Genomic DNA, 15,746 nt, shown 5'->3' on the forward strand with positions numbered 1-15,746 from the left:
CACGCCAAGCAGATGCTCCGTACGGAAAGGAGACCTTCGACGTACCGCACACATGACAGAGGATTCCGCGCCCCGCTTTCGCAGCGTGTCACACATTGTCGAGCCAGGCCAGGACAGCGAGGACGCGGCGGTTGCTGTCGAGAGCTGGTGAGAGGTCGAGTTTGGCGAAGATACGGTTGGTGTGTTTGGCGACGGCTTTCTCGGAGATGACCAGCTTGGCTGCGATCGCGGCGTTGGAGCGGCCTTCGGCCATCAGTATGAGCACGTCTCGTTCACGGTCGGTGAGGCGGTCGAGCGGGCCTTCGCGGCGGGTCACGAGCGCGGAGACGACCTGGGGGTCGAGCACGGTCCCGCCGGTGGCGATCTGACGGACGGCCGCGAGGAAGGCGTCGACGTCGGCGACGCGGTCTTTGAGCAGGTAGCCGATCGAGCCGTTTCCGGAAGCGAGGAGGTCGCGGGCATACAGGGGTTCGACCCATTGGCTGAGCACCAGCACCGGCAGCGCGGGACGTTCATGCCGGGCATCGATCGCGGCTTGGAGGCCCTCGGTGGTTTGGGTCGGAGGAAGGCGCACGTCGACGATAGCGATGTCGATGTCCTCGCGAGCCAGACTGGTGGCCAGGGATTCGGCGTCGGTGGCCGTGGCGACGACGTCGATGTCGCCGGCTTCGAGAATCCGGGTCAGGCCGACGCGTAGCAGTGCCTGGTCTTCGGCGACGAGTGCTCTCAGGTCGGGCACGGGATCTCGATCGTGACGGTGGTGGGGCCGCCGGCCGGGCTGTCGACGCCGACGACGCCGTCGAACGCCGAGAGCCTTCGGGCGATTCCGGACAGGCCCGAGCCAGCGGCGTCCGCGCCTCCGCGGCCGTCGTCGCCCACGACGAGTCGCAGCCGGGTGCCGTCATGGGAGCCGGTGACGTAGGCGCGGGTGGCCTCGGCATGTTTGACGGTGTTCGCCAGACCTTCGGCGACCGCGAAGTAGGCAGCCGACTCGATCGGGTCGGGGAGCCTGCCGCCGACGTTCACGGCCACGGTGACCGGCAGCGCGATCGACATCGCGAGCGCCTCGATCGCGCCGGTGAGTCCGCGGTCGGCAAGCACCGGAGGGTGAATGTCGCGCACCACCGAACGCAGGTCATCGAGCGAGGCCATGGCGGTGTCGCGAGCTTCAGTGAGCAGCGCGTCGGCAGCCTCGGGGTCGCTCGCGAGCAGCTTCTTGGCCAAGCCGACCGTCATCCCCACCGAGGCCATCCGCGCCTGGGCTCCGTCGTGAAGGTCACGTTCGATCCGGCGGATCTCGGCTGCCGAGTGGTCGAGGCCGGCGGCGCGGGTCTCGGTGACCTGCTCGACCCGGCGTTCGAGCTCGGCGACCCGAGACCCGGCGAGAACGCGGTGATCGGCGCGGGCGCGGGCGCGGACCAGCGCCGGCGTCGCCAGCCACCACACCGGCAACCCCAGCCCGAGTGCTCCGAGGAACAACACCACCCAGACCGGCCCTGGATCGACGATCAGGCCGGTGAGGTAGACGATCGGCAGGGCGAGCAACACCGGTGGGATCACCGACACGAGGAACCCGCCGGTCGCCGAGAACAACAGGAACCCGACATCGCGCCACCGGGCAGGATCGGCGACCCAGCGCAACGGGCGGGCCCATACATCTACGCCGGTCGTGTCCGCGTAGGCGGCCGGGACACGGCGGTCCAGAAGTTCGCCGCTGACGCGACGGTGCACACCGGTGACCGCCGCGGTGGCCGGCACCACAGCGAAGGCGAGGACGAAGCCGACTCCCACCACCCCCAGCACAACGGCGAGCAGTGACAAGACCGCCAGCGGCACAGCCGGCAGGAATGCCAGCACATACCCGAATGACACCCCGGTCAGCCGGAGCCGCTCGGCCAGCCCGGCCCCGCCGAGCGGCCCGGGCCGAACGCCGCGGATCGGATCGAGCATGTTCATGACACTTCCTCGATTCCGATCAGGCCGCTTGGGCCAGTGCTGAGCCCACGACCCTACGGACTGCCCGGCGTGCCGAGAGCACAGTCAGAGCAATCACTGCCGCCGCCAGCGTGGGCGGTAGCCAGAGTTGACCATCAGGCACCAGCCCCTCGCCCCGGGCAATCGCGAACGGAACCATAGTAGTCAGTGAGGCGATCAACCCGCTGACGATACCGACAGCCGCGACCACCACGGCCTCGGCCACGACCGAGCCGCGCACCTGGGCAGGCGTCGCGCCCAGCAGCCACAACCGGCGCAGCTCGGCACGCCGATGCTCGACGAGCACTGCGAACGCGTTGACGACCATGATTGCTGCGAACAGGCACAACATCGCCACCACGACGTTGTTGAGCAGGTTGATCGTCCGCCCGTCGGGCGTCGACACCGCGAGGGTGCGCCCGTCAATTCCCACCAGCATCAGCGTTCCGACCGAGACCGATGTCAACACGATCACCGGTGCGAGAACGCCGGCCAGCAGATGCGACCGGCGCGCGGTGTTGTACGCGGCGAGATAGGTCTCGACGCTGCGACCGCCCGCCACCGGCCGAGCCAAGGCTGCGCCGACGCGCAGCAGCAGTGGCGCCAACACAGCCAATCCGATGCCGACCATGATCGAGTTCGACCCTGACGTCGCCATCGCCTCATACGGATCGGCGGAGTTCTTGGTGACGGTCACGGTGACGATGGCTGGTGCGATCCCACATCCGATCAACCCCAGTGCGACGGCGATCCGCCACCACGGCATGGCCCCCTGGCTGGCCGAGTCTTCGCGGCCGGCGACCGATGGCGCACCCCGCGTCGCACGCCACCCGGCTATCGCCGCGGCGCCCAGACACACCACCAACACGCCCGCTACCGTGATCGCCAACGACACGAACCCGCCACGGTACTCGGCCGAGGCGACCAGACCACTCGATCGCAACGCCGACAGCAACACTCTCCCAGCCACCGAAGCCACGAGCGCCCCGAGGAGCGCGGCGACCAGACACACCACCAGGGTCTCGACCCGCACCAATCGCCGTGCTTGGCCCGGGGTCGCACCGATTGTGCGCAACAACCCGATCTCGACTCCGCGGCGCTCGACGGTGATCCCGACCGTCGAGGCTACGGAGTACAACACGATCAACGCTCCCCAGCCACCGACCACTGCCCCCATGATCCGCAACGCCTCGGCGTCATGCGGCGCCACCGGCCCCGCCGCGACCTCAAAGAGCGTCGCGAACGCCCCGATCACCGCAGTGCCCAACAACACCGACACGAACGTCGCGCTGAACGCCGCGGAGCGGTACCGCAACGACCGCAAAGCCAGAGCCGGCATCACGCCGCCACCAGCTCGTCCAGCCGGCTCAGCTGCCCGGCGACCGACTCGGCCGTCGGCTGTGCCATGCGTCCGACTACCCTGCCGTCAACCAGGAACACCACGGTGCCGGCGTATGCGGCGGCGACCGGATCATGGGTGACCATCACAACCGTCTGGCCCAGCGAGTCGACGCAATCACGCAACAGGCCCAGCACCGAGGTCGCGTTGACCGAGTCCAGCGCACCGGTCGGCTCATCGGCCAGAATCACCTCAGGCTCGGCGACCAACGCCCGCGCGATCGCCACCCGCTGCTGCTGACCACCCGACAACGCCGACGGCAGACGGTCAGCGCGATCACCCAACCCGACACGATCCAGCAGCCTGGCCACGCGCTCGTGGTCCGCGGGCCGACCGGCCAGCCGCAACGGGAGAGCGACGTTCTGGGCCGCCGTGAGATACGGCATCAGATGGAATCCCTGGAACACCAAGCCAATCCGCTCGCGACGCAACCTGGCACGACGAACCTCGTCCCAACCGGCGATGTCCTCGCCCCCGACCAGCACGCTGCCCGACGACGGCGCCTCCAACCCGGCCGCGCACGCCAACAATGTCGACTTCCCCGACCCCGAGGGCCCCATCACCGCCGTGAACGTCCCCCTGGCGAAGGCCGCATCGACACCGGCGAGCGCCAACACCGATCCGGCCCCCGCGCCATAGCTGCGCGCCAACGCGCGCACCTCCAGCGCAATCGCGTCGTCAACTGTCATCGGAGCACTCCTCACCTGGGAAAACGTGAACAGTACGACCGTATGAACCCGGCGACGCTGGGTCGATGGCACCAGGAAGCCTCTTCGAGGTAGACCTAGCACCCCCCATGCGGCGGTTCGTGAGTCAGAAGCCCAGTGCCAGCCGGTGGTAGGCCTGATTCCAGCGGATCTCCTTGGCGAACTGCCTGGTGGTAGTGTCCGCGTCGATCACCAAAAGTTCCGTGCGGAGCATCTCGGCCAGATCGTAGAGCTCTTCGGTGCCCACGGCGCTGGAGAGCACGGTGTGGTGCGGCGCACCGGCCATCAGCCACGACTCCGCCGACGTCCGCAGGTTCGGCCGCGGCGTCCACACCGCGCGCGCCACCGGCAGGTTCGGCAGCGGATGGTCCGGAGGCACGACGTCGATCTCGTTGGCGACCAGCCGGAACCGGTCTCCCATGTCCGCCATCCCGACGACGGTGGCCGGGCCGGGCGTGGCATCGAAAACCAGCCGGACCGGGTCTTCCCGGCCGCCGATGCCGAGCGGGTGAATCTCACAGCTCGGCGTGCCGGCGGCGATCGTCGGGCAGACCTCGAGCATGTGCGCGCCGAGAATGCGTTCCTCGCCGGGAACCAGGTGGTAGGTGTAGTCCTCCATGAACGACGTGCCGCCGGCTCGCCCAGCCGCCATGACCTTGAGCGTGCGCAGCAGCACCGAGGTCTTCCAGTCGCCCTCACCGCCGAAGCCGTAGCCGTCGGCCATCAGCCGCTGAACGGCGAGCCCGGGCAGCTGCCGCAAGCCACCGAGGTCCTCGAAATTGGTGGTGAAAGCGGTGAACCCGCCGTCCACAAGGAAAGTGCGCAGGCCGGCTTCGATCCGGGCCGCGTATCGCAGCGACTCGTGCCGGTCACCACCAACGCGCAGCGGCTCGGCGATCCGGTACTGGTCCTCGTAGTCCTTGACGAGCGCATTGATATCCGCGTCGGGCACCGCATCGACGACATCGACGAGGTCGTTCACCCCGTAGGTATTGACCGACACTCCGAGGCGCAGCTGGGCTTCGACCTTGTCGCCCTCGGTGACCGCGACGTCGCGCATGTTGTCCCCGAACCGGGCAAGCTTCATCGTGCGCAGCGCCGCACGCCCGCTCGCGGCTCGGGCCCAGACACCGATCCGCTGGGCGACCGCCGGGTTGCTGACGTGTCCCGCCACGGTAGTGCGAGGCACTCCGAGGCGAGACTGGATGTAGCCGAACTCCCGGTCGCCGTGAGCGGCCTGGTTGAGGTTCATGAAGTCCATGTCGATGTCGGCCCATGGCAGCTCGACGTTCGCCTGCGTGTGCAGGTGCAGCAGCGGCGTCGTGAGCGCCTCCAGCCCGGCGATCCACATTTTGGCCGGCGAGAAGGTATGCATCCACGCGATCACGCCGACGCAATGGTCCGCGGCGTTGGCTTCCAGACACATCCGGCGGATCGCGTCCGGGTCGGTCAGGACCGGCTTCCAGACGACGAGCGGATCGATCTCGGCAGAGTCTCCGAGCGCGGCGGCGATCTCTTGGGACTGCGCCGCTACCTGGCGCAGAGTGTCCTCGCCGTACAGCCCCTGGCTACCGGTGAGAAACCAAATCTCGGGGGACGCTCCTGTCGAGCTCATCTTTGTCTCCTTGGTTCAGGGCTGACCGTACGCGTTCTGGTAGCGGTCGTAGAGGCTGTCGATGTCTTCTTGAGCGATCGGCACGACCGCACCGCCCGAGCGGGCGACGTGCACGGTCCGGGCCACGTCCTCACACATCACCGCGGCCTTGACCGCGGCCGTCGCGTCCTTGCCGATGGTGAACACGCCGTGGTTCTGCATGAGCACCGCAGGCGAACGATGACCAGTCAGCGTCGAGACGATGCCCTTGCCGATGTCGTCATTGCCGATCAAGGCGAACGGCCCGACCGGAATCTCGCCACCGAACTCGTCGGCCATGGCGGTCAGCACACAAGGAATCGGCTCGGCACGCGCCGCCCAGGCCGAGGCATACGTCGAGTGGGTGTGCACCACGCCGCCGACCTCCGGCATGTGCCGATAGACGTAGGCGTGGGCGTCGGTATCGCTCGATGGAGAGAACTCACCGTCGACGACGCGGCCATCAAGGGCGCAGACCACCATCGACTCCGGCGTCAGGCCGGTATAGGCGACGCCGCTCGGTTTGATCACGAACAGATCCTGATCCGGCACCCGCCCGGAGACATTGCCCGCAGTCCATGCCACCAGCTGATAACGGACCAGCTCGTCGTGTAGCCGGCAGACGGTCTCCCGGACCGCATCGACGGCGGACGTCATGTCGTCACCTCGTTTCTCAGCGTGCGCAAGGTGTGTAAGATCTCGGTGCCACCGCGACTCGCGCCGGCGAAGTGATCGTGGAGTTCGGTGTAGACGTCGAAGAGCCGGTCATAGGCATCGGCGCGGTCCGGGTCCGGCACGTAGGCGGCTTCGGTGCGACGACCCATTGCTTTGGCTGCGACGTTGATGTCCGGATAAGAGCCCGCGGCCACCGCGGCGTGGATTGCCGAGCCCAGCGCCGGACCTTGGTCCGAACCGATCACCGACAGCGGACGGCGCAGCACGTCGGCATACACCTGCATGACGAATCGGTTCTTGAGCAGGCCCCCGGCGACGACAAGTTCCGCGACCGGCACTCCCGCATTTTCGAAGGCCTCGACGATGACCCGCGCGCCGAACGCCGTTGATTCGATCAATGCGCGATAGACGTCCTCGGGCCGGGTCGAGAGCGTCTGGCCGACCATCACCCCGGAGAGGTCGTGGTCCACGAGCACCGACCGGTTGCCGTTGTGCCAGTCCAGAGCGACGAGCCCGTGCCCGCCGACTGGTTGTTCGCTGGCCAGGGAGGTGAGGTACTCATGCACCGTCTGGCCCCTGCGGTCAGCTTCCGCGACGTAGGCGGCGGGAACAGCCGTATCGACGAACCAGGCGAAAATGTCCCCGACGCCGGTCTGGCCTGCCTCATATCCCCACAGGCCAGGCACGATGCCGTCGCGGACCACGCCGCACATGCCGGGAATCTCAGCTAGCTGGTCCGACGGCATCACGTGACACGTCGACGTGCCCATGATCGCCACCATCTGCCCGGGACGCACGGCGTCGGCGGCCGCGGCGGTCACATGGGCATCGACGTTGCCGACGGCGACCGCGGTCCCCTCGGACAAGCCCGTCCAGGCGGCCGCCTGGGCGGTCAGCCGGCCGGCGAGTCCGCCCAGCGGCGATAGCGGATGCTCGAGTTTGTCCACGAAGTCGGCAAATCGCGGATCGAGCGCCGCCAGATAGTCCCGCGACGGGTAGCCGTCGTCGGTATGGATGCCTTTGTAGCCCGCGGTGCAGACGTTGCGTGTCTCCACCCCGGTGAGCTGCCAGACAATCCAGTCCGCCGCTTCGATCCAGCGTTCGGTGCGAGCGTAGATCTCGGGGTCTTCGTCGAGAATCTGCAGCGCCTTCGCGAACTCCCACTCCGACGAGATCTTGCCGCCGTAGCGAGCCAGCCAGGACTCGCCACGTTGCTCCGCGACCGCGTTGATCCGGTCGGCATGTGCCTGCGCGGCGTGATGCTTCCACAGTTTCGGCCATGCATGCGGCCGGTCGGCCAGCTCGTCGATCTCACACAACGGCGTGCCGTCGGAAAGCACCGGCAACGGCGTCGAAGCGGTGAAGTCCGTGCCGATACCGATCACCTGCTCGGCGGGCACGCCGGCCGCCGCCAATGCCTCCGGCACAGCTCTACGAAGCACCTCACGCCAGTCGTCCGGCGACTGCAGGGCCCAGCTCGGACCTAACGGGACGCCGCTACCCGGGAGGCGGTCCTCGATGACCTCATGCTTGTACTCATGCACCGCGCTGCCGAGCTCCGCGCCGTCGGAGATCCGCACCACGACCGCACGCCCCGACAGGGTGCCGAAGTCGACGCCGATCACGTAGGCATCTTTGTTAGCGTTCACATTCCCTCCAGCGCAAGTTCTGTGTTGCTGTCGTCATCGGGACACCTCAGGTTCAGGTTACGGCGTTCTTCTATGGCCCAGGCGGCCCAGCTGTGCTTTCTCGCTGCACGAACTCCGGAGGGACGACGACACGCTCCAGGTCCGCGCTGCCGCTCGAATCCATCTGCCGAAGCAATACATCCAGGCTACGGCTGCCGACCTTAGCAAAGTCCTGGCGCACGGTGGTGAGCGGCGGACTGAAGAACTCCGACTCCGGAATGTCGTCGAAACCGGCGATACTCACCTCACCCGGGATGTCGCGGCCTGCCTCGGCGAAGGCCCGCAGCACACCCAGCGCCATCTGGTCGTTGGCGACGAAAACGGCGGTGACATCCGGCATCCGCAGCAACTGACGGCCCGCCTCATACCCCGAGCGAGGACTCCAGTCACCGGGCAGCGGTTTAGGCGCCGCTCGCCCAGCGGCCTCGAGGACCTCCCGCCAACCCAACAGCCGCGCCTCAGCTTCGAGCCAATCAGGCGGGCCCGCGACATGCCAGACGGTCTCGTGACCGAGCTCGAGCAGATGCTCGACCACCGCGGTGGCCCCTGCGACCTGATCGACGCACACGACCGACGCGCCGGGCGCGTGACCGCCTTCGACAGCCACCACCGGTATGCCGTCGGGGATGTCGGCGATGGCTTGCGCCGCGGAGCGCTGCGGCGCCACCACGATGATCCCGTCGACGCCTTGGTCGGCGAGATGGTCGATCGCTTCCTGGACGTTGGCGCGGGTGATTTCCTTCAGGCTGACGATACTGATGAAGTAGCCCGCGGCCCTGGCGGCTTGCTCGATGCCGTAGACGGTACTGGCCGGCCCATAGAGAGTGGTATCGAAACACACCACACCGAGCATCCCGGAATGCCGCGTCACGAGCGCTCGGGCGGCTGAGTTCCGGCGGTACCCAAGGCTCTTGATCGCCTCCAGGACCCGCTCGCGCGTCTCCGGGCGCACATTCGGATGATCATTGAGCACTCGCGAGACCGTCTGATGCGACACGCCCACGGCGCGCGCAACATCGGTCATCACAGGAGACCGCCGCGCCTGGCTCAAACTCATCGACCTTCCAGCCTCTATCCCACTCGCACCCATGAGAATAGCGGGCGTGGGCACCCATCCGGGAATGTTAACGTTAACACACGTCCGCGCGTCTCACCTCCCGGCTGGCATCGGGGCTGGTCCGGTCCTCCCCGCACCTCCACGCGGATAACTCCGCAGGTCACAGGTTCTGGGCATGACGTGGCGGAAGTAAAAACCGCCATGATGACTAGCGGTCATCCCACATACACCGTACATTCCCTCTATGGATCTCGAGCTGAGGCATTTGCGCATCGTGTGCACAATTGCCGAGACCGGCAGCCTCACCAAGGCCGCCGCCGCCCTCGGACTGGCCCAACCCGCAGTGACGTCCCAGCTCAAGAGGATCGAGCGACTCTTCGGTGGACCAATCTTCGTTCGTGATCGGCTGGGTGCCAGGCCCACCGCCCTGGGGGAGATCGTGCTGGCGCGCGCCCGGATGTTGCTGCCGGCCGCGCAAGAGCTTCAGAACGACGTCACCCGCCTGGCCAACTCCCCGGCGATCGGCCACCATTGCCGGATCGGAGCCACCAACAGCCCCATCTTCGGCCCGCTAGTGCATCGCCTGGCCACCGAGAGCCCGACCGCCTCGGTCACCACCCACGCCACGTGGTCGGCCGAGGAACTTGCCGCCATGGTCGCCGAAGGGCGCCTTGACTATGCGCTGACCGGCGTATGCGGCGACGCAGTGCCGCCAGGCGACGACATCACCTGGAAGACCATCGCCACGGACGCGGTGTTCGTCCTCCTCGACCACTCCCATCCGCTGGCCGCAGCACCGGCGGTGGAGTTATCCGACCTAGCCGACGCGCTCTGGGTGGCCATCCCCGGCGACGGCTGCTTCGCCGAGTGCTTCGCGGCCACCTGTGCTCGCGCCGGCTTCACGCCCAAGGCACTACATGAGATGGACCCGCCGTCATGTGTGTACATGGTGCAGACCAGCCGTGCCGTCGCGCTGTGCCAACCGACCTTTCGACCGCCTCCGGGTCTGGTCAAGGTTCCCATCGCCGGGACGCCGTTGCGCTGGCGGCAGCTGATCGGGCACCACTCCTTCAACGCCGTGAACGCAGATGCCGTCGTCGACCGCGCTCGAAGCGCCTATCTCGACGTCATCGGCGACAGCACTCGTTACCGCGACTGGCTGCAGCGGCACCGGCAGTTCGGGCTCGCCGCCTAGCGCACCCGTTCGGGCACCAGCGCACAACACCACGTGGACTCGGACCGGCCCATCCGGTCGCAGCTATGGTTGGGTTCTCAGCTGCGCGGAGTCACGCGGCGGAACCTCTCTGGCCGCGCCCCGATTACGTGCGGTGGCCAGGACTGAACCAGCGAGAATGAGCGCGAAGCCGACCCCGGTGATTGCCGTCGCGGATTCGTTCAACACCACGATCCCCAGCACAAGTGCGACAGCTGGATTCACGTAAGTGATGACCGTGGCCCGGGCCGGCCCCACCTCGGCAATGAGCCGATAGAAGACCAGAAATGCCGTAGCCGTGCAGATGAGCCCCAGCCCACCGGCGGAGAGCCACACCGGGGTACTGAGCGGCTCGGCCGGCCATTGGGCGACACCGACCGGCAGATAGACGACGGCGGCAACAGTGATCGACACCGCCATGACACCCAACGCGGGCAGAGCGGCCAAGTACCGGGCCAGAATCACCGGCCCGACGGCATAGCTGACCACAACGCCGGCGACAGCGGCGACCGACCACAAACTGGACGCCTCGACATCGAAGCCGACCAGCGCCGCCACACCCGCGAAGCCCACCAACAGTCCGGCCACCCGGCGGCGATCGACCCGCTCCTGTCTCGTCGTCACCACCAGGATCGCCCCGACCAACGGCACGGCGGCGATCAACAGGCCGGTGAGGGAGCTAGAGAGCTCGTGCTGGGCGTAGCCCAGGAGAAGCCAGGGAACGCAGATCTCGATGGCGGTGAACGCCAGCAGCGGGCGCCAGTGCTTCAGGACCGGGCGGATCTGATCCTTCGCGATAGCTATCGGCAGCAGAAGCACGGCCGCTATCGCCGTCCGGGCGAGCACCAACGAAGCGGGCGTGAGCTCGTCGATGGCGACCTTGATGAAGAGATACGGCACGCCCCAGATGAGGCTCATGGCGATGAACAGAACCCACCCGCGACGCGACACTATGGCCCTCCTCGGCCTATGGCCGACGGACGGCCTGCACAACTACTGCTGAATCATGCACCCACTGGCCCCGTCGCGGCCATGACGGCCGTCACACAGGGACTTCTTCTGGGCCGCCGGAGCTCAACCATGCCTGTAACGCGAACGAGGTCCGCCCCGGACGAATCCGGGGCGGACCTCGTTCTCTTAGTGCGTTGAGTCAGCGCCTAAACGCTGGGCTTCACACCGTGGTAGCACTCCGACGGCCACGGATGGCGAACGCAGCGCCACCGGCGGCCAGCAGGCCGACACCCACGAGGATGAACAGCATGCTGCTCGAACCGGTGTCGGGCAGCTCGTCGCCGTCCTCGTCATCGTCATCGTCATCACGGGTGACAACGGTGAAGTCGACGGAGGCCTGCGAGTCGGTCAGCTCCGGGTCGCCGTCTTCGGCCGTGGCGAAGGCGGTCAGCGTGTACTCGCCGTCCTCCAGCGCCTCGTCCGGGGCGAACGACCAGTTGCCGTCCTCGTCGATCTCGAACTCGCCTTCCCAGGTAACCAGGTCCTCGTCCTCGTCGGCCGTGGCCAACTCGTCCGAGGCGGCACCGAGAGCGGGCTCGGCGTCGTCAGCGGTGATGGTGCCCTCGATCTGCAGACCGACGAGCGCGCCCGGGAACGAAGTCCCCTCGAAGACGACGTCGCCAGCGACCTCGCCACCGTCCTCAGGCACCGTGATGGTGACCTCAGGCTGGGTGATGCCCAGGTCGGACACCGTGACGCTCTGGGCGTCGTCACCGGCCACCTGGGTCACGGTGGCGTCGAAACGTGCACCGCGGGGAAGGTCGGAGTCGGGGCTGATCTCCCAGCTGCCTTCGTCGTCGATCGTGGCCGCACCGAACTCGTCGTCGCCGACGCTCAGCGTGACGTCCGCGCCGGGCTCGCCGGTGCCCTCGAACGGCGGGCGGGCGTTGCTGGTGGTCTGGCCGTCGGACGGAGAGTCGACAACCAGGTCCTCGACGTCCGGCTCCGGCTCGCCCTCTTCGATCGTGAAGGAACCGGGGGTGGCCGCGGACTGCGAGTGGTTGCCGTAGAACGCCTGCGCCGTGTAGTCGTACTCGGCGCCGACCTCGAGCTCCTCCTCGACCTCGATGACGAACTCGCCGTCACCGTCGATCTCGACCTCGAACTCGCCCAGGCCCTCGATGTTCACCGTGGCGCGGTGGTTGGCACCGGCGTTGGCGACCGAGCCGCGGATGGTGGCGCCGGTCTCGTCGCCGAAGGCCTCATCGATGACCGGAGCGTTCACCTCGACGTTGAGCTCCCAGTCGGACCCGAACAGGTCAAAGGCGTTGTGGGTGTCGCTGGAGACCGCGTAGCTGATGCTGAAGTCGCCGCCGCCCCACGTGTCGCAGGTCGTCCGGCCACCATGCGTGGACGCAGAGTTGACGCCAAGCGCGTAGTTTCCTACCACTGTGGAGCCACCGCTGTCGCCGCCGAGCATGCAGGCCTCGAAGACAAACCCTGCGACGTCAATGCCACCGACATCGATGACCTCGTCGGTAGCCAGGATTTCGCCGCAGGTCCAGCCCGAGCTGGCACCAGACTTGCATGCCTGAGCACCGACCACGGCGTCAATGGAATCGTGAATGGTCACGGCGCCATCGGCCGGGTTGCCGGTGCCGCCTCCCCACTCCGAGACCTCGGGAACATTGTCCCAGCCGGCCTCGGTGACATCGATGAGACCAGCATCGTGCGGCTGGTGTTCGCCATCGAATCGGGCCGGTGCGAGGTGCGTGCCGATCGGGTCACCGAAGTTCTCCGGCCCCAGCTCGCCGTCCAGGACCGGCTCGTCAATGTCGAGGTGGAAAACACCCACGAGTTGTTCGTCGGTCGTCGGGTGCAAGGCACAGTGCCCGGCGGTCAGGTAGCGGTCGGCCCCGCCGGCGTCATAGCCGGAGAAGGCGAACGAGCAGCGGCTGGCTGAATTGCCGTCCTCATCCGCGGACACGTAGCCGTACCCGCCTCGCAGGTCCTCGGCTAGCTCGAACTCGGCGTCCCTGAAGTCGTCGTTCGACTGTGGCTTGCCGACCTCGACCTTGGCTCCGATGGCCGCGACTGCCTCGACGTCGGCCTCGGCCGCGACGTAGATGGTCACGTCCTGGCCGTCGATGGCAACGCCTTCGACACCCACGCCGGAGGCGCTGAGCGCCGCGGCCGCGTCAGCGGCTGCCTTGGCAGCCTCCGAGTTGGCCAGGTAGACCTCTGCGGAAATTCCGAGGTCGCGCTGGATGGCCTCGGTGAGGCCAGCCGGCAGCTCGGCTGCCTGTGCCGCGAAGTCCTCGGCGTTGAAGGTTTCTAATGCTGCTACAGGTGTGGATTCGTCTGCGTGCGCGATGCCGGTGAAGGCGATCGCGCCCGTACCGACGAGCGCGGAGGCAGCGAGCACGCTCGCGAACCTCCTGGCGCCGCGATAACGGCCGGTGGAGTTACTCACGCATTTCTCCAGTTCTTAGTCATGAACATCATGTCCCGGATGCCCTCGCCGCCGAAACGACGCCCTACTGTCTCGTTGCCAGTAGACCGGGACCGGAGTTACCGTACCGGACTCTGCCTGTGGATAGCACCTGGGCCCTCTGATCGATTTAGGTAAACATTTGGTAACGAAGGCCGAAGAGAGGGAACCTTCAGGCCTTGGCCAGGCAAATGATGCTGAAGTTGCTAAAATCCAACTTTGAGCGTTACGTACCGATATGTCCGGATTTGTTAACTTCCAGTAGGGTTCGACCCCGCCGCGAATGTCATGCCGGTGGCCGGGAGGCAAGATCGTCATCCCAGTTACCAGGCGCGGCCGCCGGAGGAACATGATCGACGCGACTACCGGGCAAGTCTCCGGCACATCACCGCCACTTCGTCCAGGCCCGCACCGTCGTGGCCCCCAAGACCCGCCGAGCCACTCGTGGCGCAGGCTCCCGGGACGACTGGATGATCTTCCCGATCGCCGTCCTGCGACCCGGTCACGGACACCGAGCCTGACGCCGGCTCCGACACCGAGTGCCGGCCGTAATGGGCCCGGACCGTGACGGGATGCGTGGTCCCAGCCGGGAGGTCGTGGTGGACCCGAACCGAGAACCGTCCACCCGCGGTGACGGCGCCCATGTGGGTGCGCCCGTAGACGGCCACGCTCACCCAATGATTCGGGCCGGCGCGATCCACCACACCCGACACAACCAGGGGCTCGCCTGCTTCCACCTCCAACGGCAGCGAGACGGCCGGCTCGCTCACCGCTACCGCGAGCTCCCACTCGCCGTCCCGGTAGAAGCTCTCGGCGCTGTGCGCGCCGCCCGCCAAAGCGTAGGCAAAGCTGAAGTTCGTGTCCGGATCCCAGTGATCACACAGGCCGGAGGCGGGCCCGGCCGCACCGCTCAGAATCCCTACCGCCGCCGTGCCCGAGACATACGGCCCGCCGCTGTCGCCCGGCGAACTGCAGGCCGACGTGGTGAAACCGGTGACCGCCGCGTGGCCGTGAGCTTCGCCGTAGTCGACCAGGTGGTCGACGGCGGTGACCTCTCCACACTGGTAGCCGCTGGTCACGCCCGACCGGCAGACCGGCTGACCCACTACCGGGCTGACGTGATCGGTGAGAGTGACCTCCCCACGTCGAGGATCCCCGCTACCGCCGCCCCACGTGGTGATGACCGGAACCGGCGTCCATGCCGCATCGTCGACGTTGAGCAGACCAACGTCGTGACCATTCCCGAACAGCCAGGCGCCGCCCACCCCGCGGCCCAGTGGTGCGCCAGGCGACGGCCATCCCGGAGTATCCGCCGTCCAGGGCTCGTCGATGTCGACGTGTGCCCATCGGGTGTCTTCGCCGGCCCGGGGAAAGCAGTGTCCCGCACTGAGTGCGACGGCCGAGCCGTCGGCGCCGTGACCGTTGAAACCCGCCGTGCAGTAGCTATGGAGTCCACCCGCGCCGTCAGGCTCACCGTAGCCGTAGCCCCCCTTGAAGCGCTCCTCATGCGGGATCACGGCCGCATCCAGGTCAGGTTCCGGCGGTGCGGCGGGCAGGACAACCGCGCCGGCGGCCTCGATCGCGGGATAATCGCCGGGGTCTGCTGAGAAGATCTCGAGGGTCTGAGTGGCACGATCGAACACCGCCGCCCCGACGTCCGCACCTCCGGCTCGCAGGGCATCGACGACGTGCGCCGCGGATTGACCAGCGGCAGCATCGGCGAGGTAGCGCTCCGCGGGCACCCCTAGGTCGCGTTCAACCGCGATCCGCAGCCCAGCCGGCAGCTCTAACGCTTCAGCACGAAACTCGGACGGCTCGTATGTCTGGAGGCCGAGCCCGATGTCAAGCAGCGCGTCCTCAGCGGTGGCCGGAGCGATCCCGCCGAACAAACCCGCCGAAACCAGACATGATGCGACGAGCGCGGCCGGCATCCGCCGGACCGCCGCACGCGCCACGGC

Annotated in this window: 12 protein-coding genes; 1 reads left to right on the top strand and 11 read right to left on the bottom strand. The window is 67.4% G+C overall.

Going from position 1 to position 15,746, the window contains the following annotated elements:
• Window positions 1–88 precede the first annotated feature (88 nt).
• The 8 genes from F7O44_RS23185 to F7O44_RS23220 all read right to left on the bottom strand — a co-directional run bounded on the left by F7O44_RS23185 (window position 89) and on the right by F7O44_RS23220 (window position 9,100).
• Window positions 89–730, bottom strand: a complete 642-nt coding sequence (locus tag F7O44_RS23185) for a LuxR C-terminal-related transcriptional regulator (protein ID WP_162452788.1) — start codon at window positions 728–730, stop codon at window positions 89–91.
• Window positions 727–1,956: a sensor histidine kinase gene (locus F7O44_RS23190; RefSeq protein WP_162452683.1), complete on the bottom strand. Its 1,230-nt coding sequence runs from the start codon at window positions 1,954–1,956 to the stop codon at window positions 727–729. The genes F7O44_RS23185 and F7O44_RS23190 overlap by 4 nt, the downstream gene beginning before the upstream one ends.
• Window positions 1,957–1,975: 19 nt before the next feature.
• The gene (locus F7O44_RS23195; protein ID WP_162452684.1) at window positions 1,976–3,313 is read right to left on the bottom strand and encodes an FtsX-like permease family protein; all 1,338 of its coding nucleotides are present in this window, start codon (window positions 3,311–3,313) and stop codon (window positions 1,976–1,978) included.
• The gene (locus tag F7O44_RS23200; RefSeq protein ID WP_162452685.1) at window positions 3,313–4,062 is read right to left on the bottom strand and encodes an ABC transporter ATP-binding protein; all 750 of its coding nucleotides are present in this window, start codon (window positions 4,060–4,062) and stop codon (window positions 3,313–3,315) included. Before F7O44_RS23200 ends, F7O44_RS23195 begins: the two co-directional genes overlap by 1 nt.
• A 124-nt stretch (window positions 4,063–4,186) precedes the next feature.
• Window positions 4,187–5,695 carry an L-arabinose isomerase gene (gene araA, locus F7O44_RS23205; RefSeq protein WP_162452686.1) on the bottom strand — a complete coding sequence of 503 codons (1,509 nt, stop codon included), beginning with the start codon at window positions 5,693–5,695 and terminating at the stop codon, window positions 4,187–4,189.
• A 15-nt stretch (window positions 5,696–5,710) separates the two neighbouring features.
• Window positions 5,711–6,370: an L-ribulose-5-phosphate 4-epimerase gene (locus F7O44_RS23210; RefSeq protein WP_162452687.1), complete on the bottom strand. Its 660-nt coding sequence runs from the start codon at window positions 6,368–6,370 to the stop codon at window positions 5,711–5,713.
• Window positions 6,367–8,037: a ribulokinase gene (gene araB, locus F7O44_RS23215; RefSeq protein ID WP_162452688.1), complete on the bottom strand. Its 1,671-nt coding sequence runs from the start codon at window positions 8,035–8,037 to the stop codon at window positions 6,367–6,369. The genes F7O44_RS23210 and araB overlap by 4 nt, the downstream gene beginning before the upstream one ends.
• 70 nt (window positions 8,038–8,107) lie before the next feature.
• On the bottom strand, window positions 8,108–9,100 hold the full coding sequence (locus tag F7O44_RS23220; protein ID WP_162452689.1) for a LacI family DNA-binding transcriptional regulator: 993 nt from the start codon (window positions 9,098–9,100) through the stop codon (window positions 8,108–8,110).
• Between the two features lie 277 nt (window positions 9,101–9,377).
• On the opposite strand from F7O44_RS23220, the gene F7O44_RS23225 reads away from it, so the two are divergent.
• Entirely contained in the window at window positions 9,378–10,328 is a 951-nt protein-coding gene (locus F7O44_RS23225) for a LysR family transcriptional regulator (RefSeq protein WP_162452690.1), read from the top strand.
• 63 nt (window positions 10,329–10,391) lie between these two features.
• On the opposite strand, the gene F7O44_RS23230 is transcribed toward F7O44_RS23225, so the two are convergent.
• The 3 genes from F7O44_RS23230 to F7O44_RS23240 form a co-directional block, all read right to left on the bottom strand.
• A complete protein-coding gene (locus F7O44_RS23230) occupies window positions 10,392–11,297 on the bottom strand; it encodes an EamA family transporter (RefSeq protein WP_162452691.1) in 906 nt (301 codons plus the stop codon).
• Between the two features lie 220 nt (window positions 11,298–11,517).
• Window positions 11,518–13,770, bottom strand: a complete 2,253-nt coding sequence (locus F7O44_RS32070) for an LPXTG cell wall anchor domain-containing protein (protein WP_162452692.1) — start codon at window positions 13,768–13,770, stop codon at window positions 11,518–11,520.
• Between the two features lie 380 nt (window positions 13,771–14,150).
• Complete coding sequence (locus F7O44_RS23240; protein ID WP_162452693.1) at window positions 14,151–15,743, bottom strand: S1 family peptidase; 1,593 nt, start codon at window positions 15,741–15,743, stop codon at window positions 14,151–14,153.
• Window positions 15,744–15,746 lie beyond the last annotated feature (3 nt).

The sequence above is a fragment of the Phytoactinopolyspora mesophila genome, assembly GCF_010122465.1.
In the GTDB taxonomy this organism is placed as follows: domain Bacteria; phylum Actinomycetota; class Actinomycetes; order Jiangellales; family Jiangellaceae; genus Phytoactinopolyspora; species Phytoactinopolyspora mesophila.